Genomic DNA, 17,815 nt, shown 5'->3' with positions numbered 1-17,815 from the left:
TCGCTTAGCTCAGCTGGGAGAGCACCTCCCTTACAAGGAGGGGGTCACTGGTTCGAGCCCAGTAGCGACCACCATATCAATTTAAGCTTACATTTACGTTTTATCCCAGGTCGCTTAGCTCAGCTGGGAGAGCACCTCCCTTACAAGGAGGGGGTCACTGGTTCGAGCCCAGTAGCGACCACCATATTTTATTTCTGTATTATCCCTTGATATGCCTCAAAGCTTTACCAAGCAATCCAAGCAATCCAAGCAATCCAAGCAATCCAAGCAATCCAAGCAATCCAAGCAATCCAAGCAATCCAAGCAATCCAATGTGATGCTCTCAATTTTTTTGTGCTTATTTTTTATAGCTATGCATAAAAAAGCCACTCAAATTTGAGTGGCTAATGCTAATTGTTCAACTTTCGATTAATCTAATCCTAAAAAACCGCCAGTTTGATGGGCCCACAGTTGTGCGTATATCCCTTTGGCATTAATCAGTTCTTGATGAGTACCTTGTTCAACAACACAGCCTTTATCTAATACAATGAGTCTATCCATAGCTGCAATCGTTGAAAGTCGATGCGCTATCGCAATCACTGTTTTACCTTCCATCAATTCATACAACGACTCTTGAATCGCTGCTTCGACTTCAGAATCTAATGCTGAAGTGGCTTCATCAAGCAATAGAATTGGCGCATTCTTAAGTAATACTCTTGCAATAGCAATTCGCTGACGTTGTCCACCAGACAGCTTAACGCCGCGCTCACCCACTTGGGCATCAAGCCCTTTGTTACCAAAGGGATCCGTTAAATTGTCAATAAACTCTGCAGCTTGTGCTTGAGTTATCGCCGCTATTAATTTTTCATCACTGGCATGTGGATCACCGTACAGAATGTTTTCACGGATCGAACGATGTAATAACGACGTATCCTGAGTCACCATACCAATATTTGCCCGTAATGAGTCTTGGGTTATATCCGTTATAGGTTGATCATCAATCAATATTTGGCCTTTTTCAACATCATGAAAACGCATCAATAAGTTGACTAAGGTCGATTTCCCTGCACCAGAACGTCCTACAAGACCGACTTTCTCGCCCGCTTTAATATTCAGATTTAGTTGCTCAATGACGCCGGCTTTTTCACCATAATGAAAGCAAACCTGATTGAAATCGATTTTACCGTGGTCAACAACAATGTCTTTTGCATCGATTTTATCTTGGATAGCAATGGGTTTTGATAAGGTATTCATACCATCGGTAACGGTACCAATATTTTCAAATAGCGAACTGATTTCCCACATAATCCATTGTGACATGCCATTCAAGCGTAACGCTAAACTCACCGCAATCGCAATGGCACCAACCGTAATCGCATTGTCTGCCCATAACCAAATAGACACAGCCGCAATGGTGAACGCTAATATGTAATTAATGATTTGTACTAAAACATTAATGATCGTTACGAGACGCATTTGGCCATAAACGGTTTTTAAGAAACGCGTCATACTATCTTGGGCGTAGTCAGCTTCTTGAGTCGTATGCGAGAACAGCTTTACGGTTGATATGTTGGTGTAACTGTCGACAATACGGCCGGTCATTGTTGAACGAGCATCAGCTTGTTCTGTCGATATTGCTTTCAGCTTTGGAACGAGTTTCCATTGAATCAACACGTAAGCCGCTAACCAAACGAGCATGGGTAACATTAAACGTACGTCAGCAGTGGCAATCATGACCAACATCGAGGTGAAATACACCAAAATGTACATCAGTACATCCAGTAGTTTCATGACCGTTTCACGTACAGCAAGCGAAGTTTGCATTACCTTTGTGGCGATTCGTCCTGCAAAATCATCTTGATAAAATGAAATACTCTGCTTGAGTAAATAGCGATGTGCTTGCCAACGAATAGCCATGGGGTAGTTACCCAAAAGCGTTTGGTGCACGATAGAAGCATGTAACCAGACAACCAGCGGTATGACGACTAAGACAATTACTGACATGGTAATTAACGTTGTGCTTTCATCTTGCCACAATGTTTGTGGGTTTTTGGTGACTAACCAATCTACCAGTTGCCCCATAAAACCAAACAATGACACTTCCAACATTGCCATTATGGCTGTCAGTACTGACATGATAATTAAAGGCAAACCAAACCCGCGAGTATAATGACGACAAAATGCGTACAAAGTATTGGGTGGCTGAGTCGGTTCTTCTTGTGGTAAAGCTTGGGTCAATGATTCAAAAAATTTAAACATCTAATGCTCTAACTTAATGGTGAAAATTCTGCTGACTAGGATAACGCAAAAAGGCCAAATGTAATGGGTTAAATTGTTACCATATACGAAACGATTGGGTTCCGTTTTCCGCTAGTCGTGGTTGTTGTATTTCGGTAAAGTAACCTCTTAAATACGGTATAAGCAGAAAATAGTTCAGTTTTCCATTGAGTGATATAAGGCTAAATAGACGAATGGTCCAGATTAACAGTGATTGTTATATTGCAGCACAGATCTGCCAGCAAGCAAGGCTTAGTCGTGACGCTCGCTTTGATGGTCAATTTTTTACCGGAGTTATCACTACTGGCATTTATTGCCGATCAATTTGTCCCGCTCCTGCACCCTATGAAAAAAATGTCCGTTACTTTGATTCTGCTATAAAAGCGGCTAATGCTGGACTTAGGCCTTGTCTGCGATGCCGGCCCGATAGTGCGCCAAGTTCATTTGCGTGGTTAGGTACTCAAACAACGTTAATGCGTGCTATCACGTTAATCGAACAAGGCTTTTTAAATGGTGAAGATGCAGGAACGATCGTCAAGTTGGCTGATAAATTAGGTATTACCAGTCGGTATTTAAATAAACTCTTTAACCAAGGTTTGGGGACTTCACCTAAACGTTTTGCGTTGTATCAGCAGTTGATGTTTGCTAAGCAGCTATTACACCAAACTCAATTATCAATGACAGACATCGCCATGGCCGCTGGTTTTAATAGCATCAGGCGCTTTAATGAAATTTTTAAACAAGAACTACTATTAACACCGAGTGATTTACGCCGAAAGAGCCGACGTTCAACTGATGAAACTCATCCTTATAAAAGAAACCAAGTGAGTATTAACATTAAACCAATAACATTAGCACTATCTTATCGGCCACCCCTAAATTGGGCGAAGATGTTGGCTTTTTATGCCTTTCGTCAAGTTGATAATATGGAGGTCATTGATGATATTTCGGGACGTTATGGCCGAACCTTCTCATTTAATGGTGTAGAAGGCTTTTTTTACATTTCACTGAATGCCGATAAACCTCAACTTGATGTGAGTATTTACTTAGCCGATGCCAATGATATTAAATCCTTGCATTATATTACTCTGCAATTACGGCGTATGTTTGATTTAGATGCTGACATGGCGATAATCCAGCAGGCATTATCTCCTATCATAGAATTAGGCGCCAAAATTGATAGTGGTTTGCGTATTCCCGCGGCAGGTAGTGTATTTGAGGCCGCTTGCCGTGCCGTATTAGGGCAACAAGTGAGTGTGGTGCAAGCCACTAAACTATTAAATTTATTGGTTAAATCTTATGGTGAAACACTGTTCATCGATGGTAAGGCTTGGCGGTTATTTCCGACGGCACAAGCTATTGCTAGCGCTTCATTAGATGAACTTAACATGCCAGGTGCTCGAAAATTAGCATTAAATGCCTTGGGGCAATTTGTTCATCAACATCCAGACTCAACGCCTGACGATTGGTTGTCCGTAAAAGGTATCGGTCCATGGACTGTTGCTTACGCGAAAATGCGAGGTTTGAGTGACCCTGATGTTTTTTTGAGTTCTGATTTAGTCATCAAAAATCGTCTTCATGCGTTACGTGACCAATCGGGTAAACCTATTGAAACCCCTAAATCTTACTTAAGCATTGCAGCCGACATTGCAAAACAAGCATCACCTTGGGGCAGCTACTTAACCTTCCAGCTTTGGGATAACGATCCTGTCGCTGCAAAAAACGGATAATATTATGACCCATTTTACTTCGCCGAAGTGTCATGCTTTAGTCACAAGTCCTGTTGGTTTACTCTCGCTTAAAGCATCTGAGTATGGATTAACCCATCTACAGGTTGAAGATCTTGCCCAAACGAGCTTGCTCGTAGAGATTCAAACTCAGTTTATACTCCAACAAAGCAATACTGAGACTACTCAAGATTTATTGATACAAGCCCAACAACACATTGATACAACAGTCATTCAATTAACAGAGTACTTCGCTAATCAAAGGCAGCATTTCAGTGTTCCACTAGCGCCTAAAGGTACCGTGTTTCAACATGAGGTTTGGCATGCTCTGAGTCAATTAACATTCGGCCATCGCTGCAGTTACAGTGATATCGCTAATACTATTGGGCGACCTAAAGCTGTCAGAGCGGTCGGGGCTGCAAATGGTGCAAACCCAATAGCCATTATCGTTCCTTGTCATCGGGTGATAGGCAAAGGCGGTAAGTTAACCGGTTATGCTTATGGGCTCGATATGAAGCAGTGGCTACTAGACTTAGAAGGGATTGAAGAAATTAACTAATTTATCTGACTGCTGTGCCAAAGTACGTTAAAATGTCCGATTGATATCCATTATTTTGAGCGCATTTGATACATGACCCAAGCTTCTTTAGCTACGACTTTCGCTGAATTTGGCCTGCATACTCCATTGTTGGCCAGATTAGCTGAGCTTAAATACCTGCAGCCTACACCAATCCAAGCAGAAACCATTCCTAGCACACTAACCGGTAAAGACTTACTGGCAGGTGCCAATACCGGCTCAGGTAAAACAGCGGCTTTTGCATTGCCGATTTTACATCAATTGGTGAGTCGTCGGGCAACAACATCTGCCAAAGGTAATTTTGTCAGTGCGTTAGTCTTGGTTCCAACGCGAGAACTCGCTAAGCAAGTTGCCGACAGCTTTAAATCCTATGCGGTTCATTTAAATGGCGACATTAAAGTGGTTGCTGCATTTGGCGGTGTATCTGTTAATACTCAGATGTTAGCATTGCGTGGTGGTGCCGATGTGGTGGTCGCTACGCCAGGTCGTTTACTCGATTTAGTATCGTCAAATGCACTAAAGTTGTCCCAAGTGACAACGTTAGTACTTGATGAAGCTGACCGAATGTTAAGCCTTGGTTTTACTGAAGAATTGACTCGAGTACTCAATTTACTTCCTAAGCAAAAACAAACGTTATTGTTTTCAGCTACTTTTCCAGATGAAGTACGCCAACTAACGCAAGCGCTGCTCGTTAATCCGCTTGAGATACAATTACAAAGCGCTGAAGCGAGTACATTAGTACAACGGGTAATGACGGTTAATCGTGAAAAAAAGACCGCATTACTTGCGCACTTGCTACAACAACATCAATGGCGCCAAGTATTGATTTTTGTTAATGCCAAAAATAGTTGCAATCATTTAGCTCAAAAACTGGCTAAACGTGGTATCACTGCAGAGGTGTTTCACGGTGATAAAGCCCAAGGCGCGAGAAGTCGTGTATTGGAAGGTTTTAAGGCTGGAGATATTCAAGTGCTCATAGCGACTGACATTGCTGCTCGTGGCCTTGATATTGAAAAATTACCAGTGGTAATAAATTTTGACTTACCGCGCAGTCCAGCAGATTATATGCATCGAATTGGTCGCAGCGGACGTGCGGGAGAGGTCGGTTTAGCGTTGACCTTGTTGTCGCATGATGAGTATCATCACTTCTCTGTTATCGAGAAAAAGAATCAAATTCGCCTTGAACGTGAACAAGTTAACGGATTTGAGGCTGATGATGTAGTGCCTGAAAGCGTACTGGAACAACCTAAGCCAATAGCGAAGCCAGAAGGTAGCGGTAAGAAAAAACGTAAAAAGTTGTCCTCAGTTAATGTTGATATTTGGGCTAAAAAACCAGATTAGTAGTAGGTAATATGAAACATATTTTTTGGTTAGTTGATGGACAAGTTGCAGGCCGTAGCGGTCCAAACAAAGATGCGTGGGACTTAGCTGAGTTAAAGCAAGCCGGTTTCGGTGCAATTGCATCCTTAAATAATGGTGAAGGTTGCGATATCGACGCTATGGCTGAATTAGGTCTTCGTCATAAAGTATTTAATTTACCTGATAATATTCCACCTAAGCCGCATGATTTAGCTATTTGTGCTGAAATACTCCCCCAGGTATTAACATTTATTCGTGAATGTGAAACTGATCAGTTACCAGTGTTACTCCATTGTCGCTCTGGGATCAATCGTACAGAAATGGTGATGGCTTATTATATGATGGAGAACGGTGCAGCGCCTTTGCATGCGGTTAGTCAAGTTCGTAATGCCAGTGGCTTAGCGTTCGATGCTGAGGGGTGGGATCAATTTGTTTATGATGTGCTTTACGAGCTGCAATCTGCTTCGAACTGATTAATGTCAATTTAAAGCATCATAATAATGAGGGAAACAACGATAATTAAATCAGTGGCTGATTTAATTATCGTTGTTTCCCTTTGTTGTTTTTATTAGGCTATATTCGGTGCTAACTTGCACTATGTTCTAGCTTATATGTGTATATTGCCGATTAAGTTTTTCCCGGCTTTGATAAATTACATAAGAAGGTTCACAACAATTCAATCGTTGATCTTTTTTGCACGACATATCGACAACTTGTTGCGGAAATAGTACTAATGTAGTTTGCTATTTCTGGTTATCAACCAAAGTCTCCGCCTCAAATACTCATTATTTATAGAACCGTAATTGTATCGTAATGATTTATCGAGTTGGCTATTATCGGATGAATAGCTAATTTTGTGATTTGTAATGATCTTTGCAGATAAAATAGGCCACTTAAGCTAGTCTAAAGACTGACGATAAATGCTATAGTGAAGTAGATTTCAGTCTTCAGATGAAGGGGTAATGATGAGTCCGAAAATGAGCAAAGCGAATCAATCGCAGGGTTTATTGCTTTTTAAATTAAATCAAACACAAGTGTTTGCTTTAGGTACTTTAAAAATTCGTGAACTCGTGCCGTTTACTCCTTTAACTAAAATCCCACACTCTCACTCGGCTATTCTTGGTGCAGCAACCATTCGGGGTATGACTATTCCGATTATCGATATGGCTGCAGGTATTGGCTATAGACCCGTTACCGAAGCAGAGCTTAAAGATAGCTATATCATCATTACTGATTGTCAGAGAATGGTGATAGGTTTTCTTGTGCGCTCAATCGATAAAATCATTGAATGTAATTGGCGTAATATCGAAGCACCTTCAGGTAACTTAGGCAAAAATGCCTTTTTAACAGGTGTAACCCGTTTTAATGATCAGCTCGTTCAGTTATTAGATGTCGAGTTATTACTGTCGAAAATATTTCCGGATGATCCGATTAATAATCGAGCGATATTAACCGATGTACAACGTGAGAAATTAACACCGTTACGTATTTTACTGGTGGATGACTCAAAAGTTGCCCGTAAACAATTATCTGATGCATTAGACTCTATTAACATTGCTTATCAGGTGACGGCAGATGGTCGCGACGCTCTGCAGATGATGCAACAAGCCGCGGAAGAACGAAAGCCTATTGATTTACTGGTGAGTGATATTGAAATGCCAGGACTTGATGGATACGAATTAGCCTTTGAGGTCAAAAATAATCCAGCAATTGAACATGCGTACATTATTTTACATACGTCATTATCCAGCGAAATCAGTGTCAGCCAAGCCAAACAAGTCGGAGCCAATGAGGCGTTAACTAAGTTTGATGCTAAAGAGTTGATTGAAGCGATGCTTAGAGGTGCTCAAGCATTGCAGCCTGCTGGATGATTGTCATTGTTTTATTTTTGGTATTTTCAGCCTGTAACCGTCAAATTAGTGCTCTCTTTATGACCGATGATTGAATTTTTTTACTCATTTGGTATCAACACTAGACTTATTACATGGCATCCTGATATATAGCTACAAGGCTTTTATAGTGTTCAGTATATTCGCTGGGCACAAGGTAATGCTTAACTTTAATGAGGGAGTGCTATCCCTGAAAACGGATTGATTGAAGTGTGCTAATTGATTGTGGTGAGTTAATATCCTTCAATGAGTAAGAGAGTAGGGTGTTTTCAGTAATAGCATTGATATTATCGAGATGTCATGAGTATCGTAACCTAAGTATTATATCGCTGTAAGTTGCAAGGTGATGAATACGTGGATAAGACGAGTATTATGATGTTTCCTTTTCTAAAGATAAGCAAAACCTTGATCAAAAAAGTCATGAATATAATAATCATAGGTTAAGCAATGAATCAAAAAACATCACTGTTAGCTCGTATCGCTAACGGTAGCCTCGTGCTACAAATCATCAGCGGAATCATTTTGGGCGTGATTCTGGCAAGTATTTCAACCACAGGTGCCAATAATGTGGCTTTTTTGGGCTCACTTTTTGTGGGTGCTTTAAAAGCCATTGCGCCAATACTGGTTTTTGTTTTGGTTGCATCATCGATTGCCAATCAAAAGAAAAATAGTCAAACCAATATGCGTCCTATCATTGGGCTATATCTTTTCGGAACGTTTGCAGCGGCATTAACCGCAGTATTATTCAGTTTTGCTTTTCCAACGACGTTACTACTAACTGCCGGGATAGAGGGCTCAAATCCTCCTCAAGGGATTAGCGAAGTAATCAATACCTTATTGTTCAAAATTGTTGATAATCCGGTGAACGCATTATTGACGGGCAATTACATCGGTATTTTGGTGTGGGGGGCAGGTCTTGGGATAACCATGCATCATGCCAGCGACAGTACTAAGCAAATGCTCTCTGATGTCAGTGATGCGGTGTCAAATATAGTTCGCTTTGTAATTCGTTTAGCACCAATTGGTATTTTTGGTTTAGTTGCGGCTACATTTGCTGAAACAGGTTTCGATGCTCTTGCGGGTTACGGCCAATTATTGATGGTACTTGTGGGATCCATGTTATTCATTGCTTTGGTGATTAACCCTATTATCGTTTATGTCAAAATTAAACGTAATCCATATCCATTAGTATTTAAATGTTTACGTGAAAGTGGTGTTACAGCCTTTTTCACCCGTTCAAGTGCGGCCAATATTCCGGTCAACATGGCATTGTGTGAAGAGCTAAAATTGCATAAAGACACCTATTCTGTGTCTATTCCATTAGGTGCCACCATTAATATGGGTGGTGCTGCGATTACCATTACGGTATTAACATTAGCAGCAGCTCATACTTTGGGTATTCAAGTGGACTTTATGACAGCTCTGTTATTGAGCGTGATAGCGTCCGTTTCTGCTTGTGGTGCTTCAGGTGTTGCCGGTGGTTCCCTATTATTAATCCCATTAGCGTGTAGTTTGTTTGGCATTTCTAATGATGTTGCTATGCAAGTTGTGGCAGTTGGTTTTATTATTGGTGTGATTCAAGACTCAGCTGAAACTGCATTAAATAGCTCTACAGATGTGATCTTTACTGCTGCAGCATGTGAAGCTGCTGAAACGAAAGAGACAGCTCAAGCGCGTTAATATCGTGAAAAAGTCCTTATTGATAAATGCCGACGCGATAGCGTCGGCATTTTTTTGTTTGAATGGCCAATGTAACCTGATGTGAAGATAACAAACGCCTCTCAAACAGTTCCTTGTCTTGATACCTGCGTTATTCTTTACACAAGAAGATTTGCAATAGGCTAGATATTGACGCGTCGATTCGTCTTGTTACTAAGACAAATAATAATATTGATAGTGATTAATCGCTAAGCTTTTAATCCTTCTGACTACATTCTCATCTATTATCCCAAGCTTTGGTTAAGATATTAAAATGGATGCTGACTAAAAAACGTCATCTCGATTTGACTATAAGGATGGGTAATAGTAAGTGATTGAGCATGCAGGTTTAACCGTTTACTGGCATTAATTGTTGATTCATCACCATAGAATTCATCGCCTAAAATGGTATGGCCAAGCGCCAACATATGAACCCTAAGCTGATGAGTCCGGCCAGTATGAGGTTTTAATTCCATCAAAGTTGAATGAGCACGATGCTCCAAAACGTTGAAGTAGGTTAACGCAGCCTTGCCTGAATCTGTAAGCATTTGGAATGGTGGTGAATCAGGATTAGGTCCTAGGGCAAAGTTCACTTTACCTTGTTGTTCACCCACGTGGCCAATCACTTCAGCAATGTACACTTTTTTGGCCTGGCGATTTTGAAACTGAATTTTTAAATGTGATTCCGCTTTTTTAGTACGAGCAAAAATCATGATCCCAGAAGTATCACAATCTAAACGATGGATCAAAATCGCTTCAGGATAGCATCGTTGCAAACGGGTTATGGCCGTATCGTGTGTGTCAGGTGAACGCCCTGGATTTGATAATAGGCCTGAAGGCTTATTGATGACGATAATGTCACGGTCTTTATAGCGTATGTCCAACCACGGAATTGAGGGTGGTTGATAAGTAAAGATGTGCATTATAAATTGTCTCTCTAATTGTGTCTGATTCAGGTATTGATGTGGCGAAACGTTAATCTCGCGAGTACTCATGTTGCGGATACTAACAAAGTTTTACTGATAACCAAAAACCAATTATTCGACTGAATAATGCTGTTTGGTTATGGCTGCTTTACCAGGTCGCTAACCATAACCGTAATGACACTCCCCAACTGCTTGTTACGCCAGAGGTAACAAAGCGAATATTGTTTTCAGTATCAACGATATAAATAGCAGGCAATGCCATGGCGCCCCATTGTTGGCTTAATAACATTGTTTGATGCTGATTGATGACATCAAAATGATAATGATGATGTTGCATAAAGGTGCTGATGTCGTCGTCAGAACCTGAAGCTACTGCAATGGAAACAACCTGATAATCTGGATTAAGATTAACCGAGTTCACCATAGGAGAGGTCACTTTACACACCGGACACCAAGTGCCCCAAAAATAGACCAAGGTGGGTTTATTTTGGGTACTGTTCTCTCTGATATGCTGCTGGGCGTCAATTGATGCTGAAGTAAATAATGATATTGGTTTATTGGCGATAGTATATGCGTTAATTGGCATCGCTATGCCTGTTCGCATATCTCGCTGTAGATAACTCGCGATAGCGAACAACACCACCGCAATAACGATTATATCGCGTAGACTCGTTAGCCAAAACCGTTTGGTTTTGAGTGTGTATTTTAGATTAAGTAACCATGACGGCATACGACATCAATTCCTATAAATACCCTGTATTAAGGTAAATATGCTGCCGGAGTCTTACGACTATAAAGCCTGCTATAGGCCATTAACTGTGGATAAAAGGTTCTAAATGCAATCTCGATATCAATATAAATCTTATCGATATCTTTAATGGCATGGTCAAAAAGTTCTGGTTTTGATAAACGACGACTGACGCCTTTAATCGCTTGATCTAATCCTTGCCTTGTTTGGTAACTACTTAGCCAATCTTGTTGGATAATTTGTGGCGCAATGGCCTGTAACGTCGGAGGTAGTTCAAGTGTAGTACTAAGCTGGTGGTATGCTTTTTGGCAAAATTCATCTAATGGCTGATGATGATACTCTTCCCAATAAAATGCTAAGTAATGATCAAATACTAAGTCTACTAATATCGGTGCAACACGACGTGAGGTTTTAGGAAACAGCTTGAGCAGGTCGATAATAATTTCATGACTATCAGTAATTTGGTCTATCTGTCGATGAAGCCATATCCCTTGTTGCAGATGTTTTGGATGTTGCTCTATGTTACCTTTCGCGAAATCACCCGACAAATTAGCTACTAGGTGAGTATCGCTGATATCGGCTAAATGTAAGTGAGCTAAAAAGTTCATAAATTGTACTTCTAATTTTATTATTTTACAGTATGATACTAGCCGTTTGTAACAAAGCGTTACAAAGTGGCAAGTGAGTGGTGTTAATCATAACGTTTTATAGATAAATGTCATGGAGTATTGAGCTTCGTATCATTGTGATGCGTATATGTGACTGCTTTTTAAAGGTTATAGGATTAATTTAGGGATCAAGGATGATGAAAGACTGGATTAAAAAGTTATTGGGTAAGCCAGCTGCACCAAAAAGAAATAAAGTACACATCGACATGCGTTATGAAGAACATTCATATAAATCGGACCAAACCTTTGACTCTGCCAAGTCAGATACTATTGAATTGGACGATATCGACACCGAGTCGATAGAACAAAAGCCGACAAAATAATCACCAAACTTGATCTTAACCCGCAGTCGCCATAGACTAGCGGCCGTTTTTACTGTTGAGATCATACTATGCGTGTTGCAGATTTTTCATTCGACCTACCTGATGAGCTGATTGCTCGCTATCCGACAGCACAACGCAATGCTTCGCGTTTACTCACATTAAGTGGCGAAAACGGTGAGCTTGCCGACAAAAAGTTTACTGATTTATTCAATCTGATCAATCCTGGAGACTTGATGGTGTTTAATAACACCCGAGTCATACCTGCGCGTTTATTTGGTCAAAAGTCGACTGGCGGTAAGCTTGAGATTCTCGTTGAACGTATGCTCGACGATAAACGTATTCTAGCCCATGTTCGCAGTTCAAAATCGCCTAAAGTGGATACGATTATCGACTTAGACGGCGGCTACCAAATGAAAATGTTAGTTCGTCACGATGCTTTGTTTGAGCTTGAGTTACTGTCTGATAAAACCATATTAGAAGTCCTTGAAGACGTTGGCCATATGCCACTGCCTCCTTACATCGATCGTCCAGATGAAGATGCTGATAAAGAACGTTATCAAACAGTGTATAACCAAACGCCAGGCGCAGTAGCTGCACCTACAGCAGGCTTACACTTTGATGATGCCATGCTAGCCGATTTAAAAGCCAAAGGGGTCAATATTGCCTTTGTGACTTTGCATGTGGGTGCGGGTACATTCCAACCAGTGCGAGTAGATAATGTGCTTGAGCACAAGATGCATTCAGAATGGGCTAATGTGCCACAAGAGGTTGTTGACCTAATTGCGCTTACTAAAGCGGCTGGAAATCGTGTTGTTGCCGTCGGCACAACATCAGTGCGTTCATTAGAAAGCGCAGCGCGCGCGAGTGGAGAACGTCCGCTTGAAGCCTTTAGTGGTGATACTGATATCTTTATTTACCCAGGTTTTCAATTTAAAGTTGTTGATGCCATGGTCACTAATTTTCATTTACCAGAATCAACATTAATCATGCTGTTGAGTGCTTTTGCAGGTTATGAAGCGGTCATGAAGGCTTATCAACATGCGATTACGCAAAAATATCGCTTTTTTAGCTATGGCGATGCGATGTTTGTGACGAAAAAAGCCCCGTAGGCAATGAATTTGATTTAAAATACTCGCCCACAATAGTGGGCGTTTTTTTGATTTAATGTGTCAGTAACCTTGAAGCATTAAAATTTGCCCTCATTACTATAGAAACTAAACGAGTCAGACTGTTTATCTGGCAAGGTGATTTATGAAATTTGAATTAGATACAACTGATGGTCGTGCACGTCGCGGACGTCTTATTTTTGATCGTGGCACTGTAGAAACACCAGCATTTATGCCTGTTGGAACTTACGGTACGGTAAAAGGTATGACGCCTGAAGAAGTGCGCGCTACTGGTGCCGACATTTTATTGGGCAACACCTTCCATTTATGGTTGCGTCCTGGCGAAGAGATCATGCGTAAACACGGTGATTTGCACGACTTTATGAATTGGCAGCGTCCTATTTTAACTGACTCGGGTGGATTCCAAGTTTTTAGTTTAGGTGACATTCGAAAAATCACTGAAGAAGGTGTGCATTTCCGTTCACCGATCAATGGTGAAAAGATTTTCTTAGACCCAGAAAAATCAATGCAAATTCAGGATTCTTTAGGATCTGACGTGGTGATGATTTTTGATGAATGTACACCGTATCCAGCGACACATGACGAAGCACGTAAGTCGATGCAAATGTCACTGCGTTGGGCTAAGCGCTCACGTGATGAGTTTGACCGTTTAGAAAACCCAAACTCTTTGTTTGGCATTATTCAAGGTGGCGTATTTGAAGATTTACGTGACGAGAGCGTAAAGGGTCTTGTAGACATCGGTTTTGATGGTTATGCCGTAGGTGGTTTAGCTGTTGGCGAGCCTAAAGCAGACATGCACCGTATTTTAGAGCATGTTTGTCCGCAAATTCCTGCTGACAAGCCGCGCTATTTAATGGGCGTAGGCAAACCTGAAGATTTAGTCGAAGGTGTTCGTCGTGGTGTGGATATGTTTGACTGTGTAATGCCAACACGTAATGCCCGTAATGGCCATTTATTTACCAGTGAAGGTGTGATTAAAATTCGTAATGCACGTCACCGTGATGACACAGCAACATTAGATCCTAAGTGTGATTGTTACACTTGTAAAAACTATTCACGTGCTTATTTATACCATTTAGATCGTTGTAATGAAATTCTAGGTGCGCGTTTAAACACCATCCATAATTTACGTTATTACCAAATGTTGATGGAAGGTTTGCGCGGCGCAATTGAGACAGGTACATTAGACGCCTTTGTTAAGGAGTTCTATACCAGTTTTGGTCGTGAAGTACCTGAGTTAATCGTTTAATTTTAGCTAATAAGAAGAGAGAACTATGTTTATTTCAAATGCATATGCAAGCCCAATCAGTGGTGTAGCCGGTGGCGAAACCATGCAGTTAATTTTCATGCTAGTCATGTTTGGATTAATCTTTTACTTCATGATTTTCCGTCCACAGTCAAAGCGTGTAAAAGAGCACAAAAACCTAATGGCGTCGATTTCAAAAGGTGATGAAGTGTTAACCAGTGGTGGCATTCTCGGTAAAGTGACCAAAATCGGTGAAGAAAGTGATTATGTGTTATTAGCGATTAATGATAACAACCAAATCACGATTAAAAAGGATTACATCGCAGCGGTATTGCCTAAAGGTTCTATCCAGTCGTTATAAAGCCAAGAGGGCTATGGTGTGTTAAATAAATACCCAATGTGGAAAAACATCATGGTGATGCTTGTCATCGCCATTGGTAGTTTTTATGCAATACCAAATTTGTTTGGTGAAGATCATGCAGTGCAGATTGTCGCAACTCGCGGCGCAGAAGTTACTGCATCGACACAAACGGCTGTGGTTGATTTATTAGATAGTCAGGGTATTGCCGTAAAGCGTGCCGAGCTTGAAAATGGTCAGTTATTGGTCCGAGTGCAAAATCCTGAGCAGCAGTTGGTGGCTAAAGAAGCTATCGCTGAGCTGCTTGGTCAGAAATATACCGTTGCGTTAAACTTAGCTCCGGCAACCCCTGAATGGCTTGAAGCTGTTGGTGGGTCGCCGATGAAATTAGGTTTAGATTTACGTGGTGGTGTTCACTTCTTAATGGAAGTGGATATGGGCGAAGCTATTCGTAAAATGGAAGAAGCTAAGATAGCTGATTTCCGTAGCCAGCTTCGTGAAGAAAAAATTCGTTATGCTGGTATTCGTAAAACCCCTAAAGGAATTGCGATTAAGTTTCGAGATGCTGAAACTGTTGACCAAGCTGAGACTTATTTAAAAACTCGCAGCAATGACATGACCTATACCGACGCGAGTAGCGGTAATGAGTTTATGCTTCTTGCTACCATGAGTGATGCTTACCTTAAGCAAATTAAGGAAGAAGCATTACAGCAAAACATTACCACTATTCGTAACCGTGTTAACGAGTTGGGTGTTGCTGAGCCTGTAGTACAACGTCAAGGCGCTGAGCGCATTATTGTTGAACTGCCTGGTGTACAAGACACAGCTCGTGCAAAAGAAATTTTAGGTGCTACGGCATCGATTGAATTTCGTATGGTTGACGATAAAGCCGACGTAAGTGCAGCTGCAAATGGTCGTGTTCCAGCAGGTGCAGAAGTGTACCAACGCCGTGAAGGCGGGATTGCCGTATTGAAAAAAGAAGTGATGCTAACGGGTGATCATATCACTGGTGCACAACCTACTTTTGATGAATACAGCCGTCCACAGGTAGCGATTAATCTTGACGCGAAAGGCGGCTCGATTTTCTCTAACGTCACCAAAGATAATATCGGTAAACCAATGGCAACATTGTTTATCGAATATAAAGACAGTGGTACACGTAATCCTGATGGCACAGTGAAAATGACTCGTATTGAAGAGGTTATTTCAGTTGCGACGATTCAGGCTCGTTTAGGTCGTAATTTTGTCATTACCGGTCTTGAGCATACTGAAGCACAAAGCCTAGCGTTATTATTACGTGCAGGAGCGTTGATCGCACCAGTGACCATTGTGGAAGAAAGAACTATTGGCCCAAGCTTAGGTGCTGAAAACATCCAAAACGGTGTTCAAGCGATGATTTGGGGCATGGTTGTTGTTCTTGTATTTATGATGGTTTACTACCGTGCATTTGGTTTTATTGCCAACCTTGCATTGATGGCAAACTTAATTATGGTTGTTGGTGTGATGTCTATGATCCCGGGTGCGGTATTAACCTTGCCAGGTATTGCGGGCATGGTATTAACGGTGGGCATGGCGGTTGACGGTAACGTACTTATTTTTGAACGTATCCGTGAAGAACTTCTTGGCGGTCGCAGCGTACAACAAGCTATCCATGAAGGTTATGGTAATGCTTTTTCAACCATTGCAGATGCTAACATCACCACCTTTATGACAGCGTTAATCTTGTTTGCTGTCGGTACCGGTGCGGTTAAAGGCTTTGCTGTTACCTTAATGATAGGTATCGCGACTTCGATGTTTACAGCCATCGTTGGCACACGCTCAATCGTGAATGCGGTTTGGGGTGGTAAGCGCGTTAAGTCATTGTCTATCTAAGGGAGAAGTTGAATATGTTGCAAATATTTTCAGTAAAGAAAACAGTCGACTTCCTTCGTCATGCACTTCCTATTAGTGTAATGTCGTTGATCTTAGTTATTGCTTCTTTTGTATCGCTAGGCGTACAAGGCATTAACTGGGGCTTAGACTTTACCGGCGGTACGGTTGTTGAAATGGAGTTTTCAGCACCTGTTGACTTGAATGCTTTACGTGCGACTATGACCACAGCGGAAGCTGAAGGTGCGGTAGTACAGAACTTTGGTTCAAGCCGCGATATATTGGTGCGTTTACCGGTAAGAAATGAGTTAAAAAGTGATGTCCAGGTTGCAGCAGTATTAACTGCTGCGCAGTCAATTGATTCAGGCGTGATTCAAAAGCGTGTTGAGTTTGTTGGGCCACAAGTAGGTAAGGAATTAGCGGAGCAGGGTGGCTTAGCCGTTATTGTTGCTTTAATCTGTATTCTTATCTATGTATCATTTCGTTTTGAATGGCGTTTAGCTGCAGGTTCTGTAGCGGCGCTAGCCCATGACGTTATTGTGACCTTAGGGGTATTTTCGGTATTACAGCTTGAGTTTGACTTGACCGTATTGGCAGGTTTATTAACAGTTGTAGGTTACTCACTTAACGATACCATCGTAGTGTATGACCGTATCCGTGAAAACTTCCTTAAAATGCGTAAAGGCACCCCTGTAGAGATTGTGAATACCTCAATCACTCAGACCATGAGTCGTACTGTTATTACTACAGGTACTACATTAATTACCGTTATTGCGCTGTTTTTAAAAGGCGGCACAATGATCCATGGTTTTGCGACTGCATTGCTACTCGGTATTTTTGTTGGTACATACTCATCGATTTACGTGGCAAGTTATTTAGCCATTAAATTGGGTATCAACCGTGAGCACATGTTACCGGTAGAGATTGAGAAAGAAGGTGCTGATCAGCCTTCAATGATGCCTTAATAAGTATTATTTATCTTAATCGCTAAAAAGAAACCCCAGCTTGCTGGGGTTTCTTTTTATGGCTAAGTTAACCTAACTC

At 41.3% G+C, this 17,815-nt stretch carries 16 protein-coding genes and 1 tRNA gene; 13 read left to right on the top strand and 4 right to left on the bottom strand.

Translation table 11 applies throughout. The features are described 5' to 3' along the window. Nucleotides 1-108 precede the first annotated feature (108 nt). Nucleotides 109-184 (top strand) — tRNA-Val (locus tag AAEY94_RS18965). Between the two features lie 224 nt (nucleotides 185-408). On the opposite strand, the gene AAEY94_RS18960 is transcribed toward AAEY94_RS18965, so the two are convergent. After that, complete coding sequence (locus AAEY94_RS18960; protein ID WP_350979636.1) at nucleotides 409-2,238, bottom strand: ABC transporter ATP-binding protein; 1,830 nt, start codon at nucleotides 2,236-2,238, stop codon at nucleotides 409-411. Nucleotides 2,239-2,450: 212 nt separating this feature from the next. Here AAEY94_RS18960 and AAEY94_RS18955 point away from each other — a divergent pair, with 212 nt between their 5' ends. From AAEY94_RS18955 to sstT, 6 genes are all read left to right on the top strand, one after another. Next, entirely contained in the window at nucleotides 2,451-3,986 is a 1,536-nt protein-coding gene (locus AAEY94_RS18955; RefSeq protein WP_350979634.1) for an AlkA N-terminal domain-containing protein, read from the top strand. Between the two features lie 4 nt (nucleotides 3,987-3,990). Beyond that, entirely contained in the window at nucleotides 3,991-4,542 is a 552-nt protein-coding gene (locus AAEY94_RS18950) for a methylated-DNA--[protein]-cysteine S-methyltransferase (RefSeq protein WP_162023551.1), read from the top strand. A 72-nt stretch (nucleotides 4,543-4,614) separates the two neighbouring features. Next, nucleotides 4,615-5,901, top strand: coding sequence for a DEAD/DEAH box helicase (locus AAEY94_RS18945; protein WP_350979631.1), 1,287 nt, complete (start codon nucleotides 4,615-4,617; stop codon nucleotides 5,899-5,901). Between the two features lie 11 nt (nucleotides 5,902-5,912). Continuing rightward, nucleotides 5,913-6,392 carry a dual specificity protein phosphatase family protein gene (locus AAEY94_RS18940; RefSeq protein WP_101086564.1) on the top strand — a complete coding sequence of 160 codons (480 nt, stop codon included), beginning with the start codon at nucleotides 5,913-5,915 and terminating at the stop codon, nucleotides 6,390-6,392. Nucleotides 6,393-6,896: 504 nt separating this feature from the next. Then, complete coding sequence (locus tag AAEY94_RS18935) at nucleotides 6,897-7,790, top strand: chemotaxis protein CheV (RefSeq protein WP_162023549.1); 894 nt, start codon at nucleotides 6,897-6,899, stop codon at nucleotides 7,788-7,790. Nucleotides 7,791-8,255: 465 nt separating this feature from the next. Beyond that, nucleotides 8,256-9,488 (top strand): serine/threonine transporter SstT, encoded by a 1,233-nt coding sequence (gene sstT / locus AAEY94_RS18930; RefSeq protein WP_350979628.1) that lies wholly within the window; start codon nucleotides 8,256-8,258, stop codon nucleotides 9,486-9,488. Nucleotides 9,489-9,775: 287 nt separating this feature from the next. Here sstT and AAEY94_RS18925 read toward each other — a convergent pair whose 3' ends face one another. From AAEY94_RS18925 to AAEY94_RS18915, 3 genes are all read right to left on the bottom strand, one after another. Beyond that, the gene (locus AAEY94_RS18925; protein ID WP_350979626.1) at nucleotides 9,776-10,429 is read right to left on the bottom strand and encodes a pseudouridine synthase; all 654 of its coding nucleotides are present in this window, start codon (nucleotides 10,427-10,429) and stop codon (nucleotides 9,776-9,778) included. Between the two features lie 151 nt (nucleotides 10,430-10,580). Then, a complete protein-coding gene (locus AAEY94_RS18920) occupies nucleotides 10,581-11,162 on the bottom strand; it encodes a protein disulfide oxidoreductase (RefSeq protein WP_350979624.1) in 582 nt (193 codons plus the stop codon). A 29-nt stretch (nucleotides 11,163-11,191) separates the two neighbouring features. After that, on the bottom strand, nucleotides 11,192-11,788 hold the full coding sequence (locus AAEY94_RS18915; RefSeq protein WP_011638153.1) for an acyl carrier protein phosphodiesterase: 597 nt from the start codon (nucleotides 11,786-11,788) through the stop codon (nucleotides 11,192-11,194). A gap of 194 nt (nucleotides 11,789-11,982) precedes the next feature. Between AAEY94_RS18915 and AAEY94_RS18910 the strand changes: the two genes are divergently transcribed. From AAEY94_RS18910 to secF, 6 genes are all read left to right on the top strand, one after another. Further along, nucleotides 11,983-12,171: a hypothetical protein gene (locus tag AAEY94_RS18910; protein ID WP_162023547.1), complete on the top strand. Its 189-nt coding sequence runs from the start codon at nucleotides 11,983-11,985 to the stop codon at nucleotides 12,169-12,171. A gap of 68 nt (nucleotides 12,172-12,239) precedes the next feature. After that, nucleotides 12,240-13,280: a tRNA preQ1(34) S-adenosylmethionine ribosyltransferase-isomerase QueA gene (gene queA, locus AAEY94_RS18905; RefSeq protein ID WP_350979621.1), complete on the top strand. Its 1,041-nt coding sequence runs from the start codon at nucleotides 12,240-12,242 to the stop codon at nucleotides 13,278-13,280. Nucleotides 13,281-13,422: 142 nt separating this feature from the next. Further along, a complete protein-coding gene (gene tgt / locus AAEY94_RS18900) occupies nucleotides 13,423-14,547 on the top strand; it encodes a tRNA guanosine(34) transglycosylase Tgt (RefSeq protein ID WP_350979619.1) in 1,125 nt (374 codons plus the stop codon). 25 nt (nucleotides 14,548-14,572) lie between these two features. Next, on the top strand, nucleotides 14,573-14,905 hold the full coding sequence (gene yajC / locus AAEY94_RS18895; protein ID WP_011638150.1) for a preprotein translocase subunit YajC: 333 nt from the start codon (nucleotides 14,573-14,575) through the stop codon (nucleotides 14,903-14,905). A gap of 18 nt (nucleotides 14,906-14,923) precedes the next feature. Beyond that, the gene (secD, locus tag AAEY94_RS18890; RefSeq protein WP_101086570.1) at nucleotides 14,924-16,774 is read left to right on the top strand and encodes a protein translocase subunit SecD; all 1,851 of its coding nucleotides are present in this window, start codon (nucleotides 14,924-14,926) and stop codon (nucleotides 16,772-16,774) included. A gap of 14 nt (nucleotides 16,775-16,788) precedes the next feature. Next, nucleotides 16,789-17,736, top strand: a complete 948-nt coding sequence (secF, locus tag AAEY94_RS18885; protein WP_101086571.1) for a protein translocase subunit SecF — start codon at nucleotides 16,789-16,791, stop codon at nucleotides 17,734-17,736. Nucleotides 17,737-17,815 lie beyond the last annotated feature (79 nt).

This window comes from Shewanella sp. AC34-MNA-CIBAN-0136, assembly GCF_040309945.1.
Lineage (GTDB): Bacteria > Pseudomonadota > Gammaproteobacteria > Enterobacterales > Shewanellaceae > Shewanella.
Note: the sequence above shows the minus strand (reverse complement) of the source record. Positions and strands in the feature narration are given on the sequence as shown.

Coding starts and splice junctions, on each gene's coding strand:
- AAEY94_RS18960 (WP_350979636.1), bottom strand. CDS start 2,238: ATGTTTAAATTTTTTGAATCATTGACCCAAGCTTTACCACAAGAAGAA.
- AAEY94_RS18955 (WP_350979634.1), top strand. CDS start 2,451: ATGGTCCAGATTAACAGTGATTGTTATATTGCAGCACAGATCTGCCAG.
- AAEY94_RS18950 (WP_162023551.1), top strand. CDS start 3,991: ATGACCCATTTTACTTCGCCGAAGTGTCATGCTTTAGTCACAAGTCCT.
- AAEY94_RS18945 (WP_350979631.1), top strand. CDS start 4,615: ATGACCCAAGCTTCTTTAGCTACGACTTTCGCTGAATTTGGCCTGCAT.
- AAEY94_RS18940 (WP_101086564.1), top strand. CDS start 5,913: ATGAAACATATTTTTTGGTTAGTTGATGGACAAGTTGCAGGCCGTAGC.
- AAEY94_RS18935 (WP_162023549.1), top strand. CDS start 6,897: ATGAGCAAAGCGAATCAATCGCAGGGTTTATTGCTTTTTAAATTAAAT.
- sstT (WP_350979628.1), top strand. CDS start 8,256: ATGAATCAAAAAACATCACTGTTAGCTCGTATCGCTAACGGTAGCCTC.
- AAEY94_RS18925 (WP_350979626.1), bottom strand. CDS start 10,429: ATGCACATCTTTACTTATCAACCACCCTCAATTCCGTGGTTGGACATA.
- AAEY94_RS18920 (WP_350979624.1), bottom strand. CDS start 11,162: ATGCCGTCATGGTTACTTAATCTAAAATACACACTCAAAACCAAACGG.
- AAEY94_RS18915 (WP_011638153.1), bottom strand. CDS start 11,788: ATGAACTTTTTAGCTCACTTACATTTAGCCGATATCAGCGATACTCAC.
- AAEY94_RS18910 (WP_162023547.1), top strand. CDS start 11,983: ATGATGAAAGACTGGATTAAAAAGTTATTGGGTAAGCCAGCTGCACCA.
- queA (WP_350979621.1), top strand. CDS start 12,240: ATGCGTGTTGCAGATTTTTCATTCGACCTACCTGATGAGCTGATTGCT.
- tgt (WP_350979619.1), top strand. CDS start 13,423: ATGAAATTTGAATTAGATACAACTGATGGTCGTGCACGTCGCGGACGT.
- yajC (WP_011638150.1), top strand. CDS start 14,573: ATGTTTATTTCAAATGCATATGCAAGCCCAATCAGTGGTGTAGCCGGT.
- secF (WP_101086571.1), top strand. CDS start 16,789: ATGTTGCAAATATTTTCAGTAAAGAAAACAGTCGACTTCCTTCGTCAT.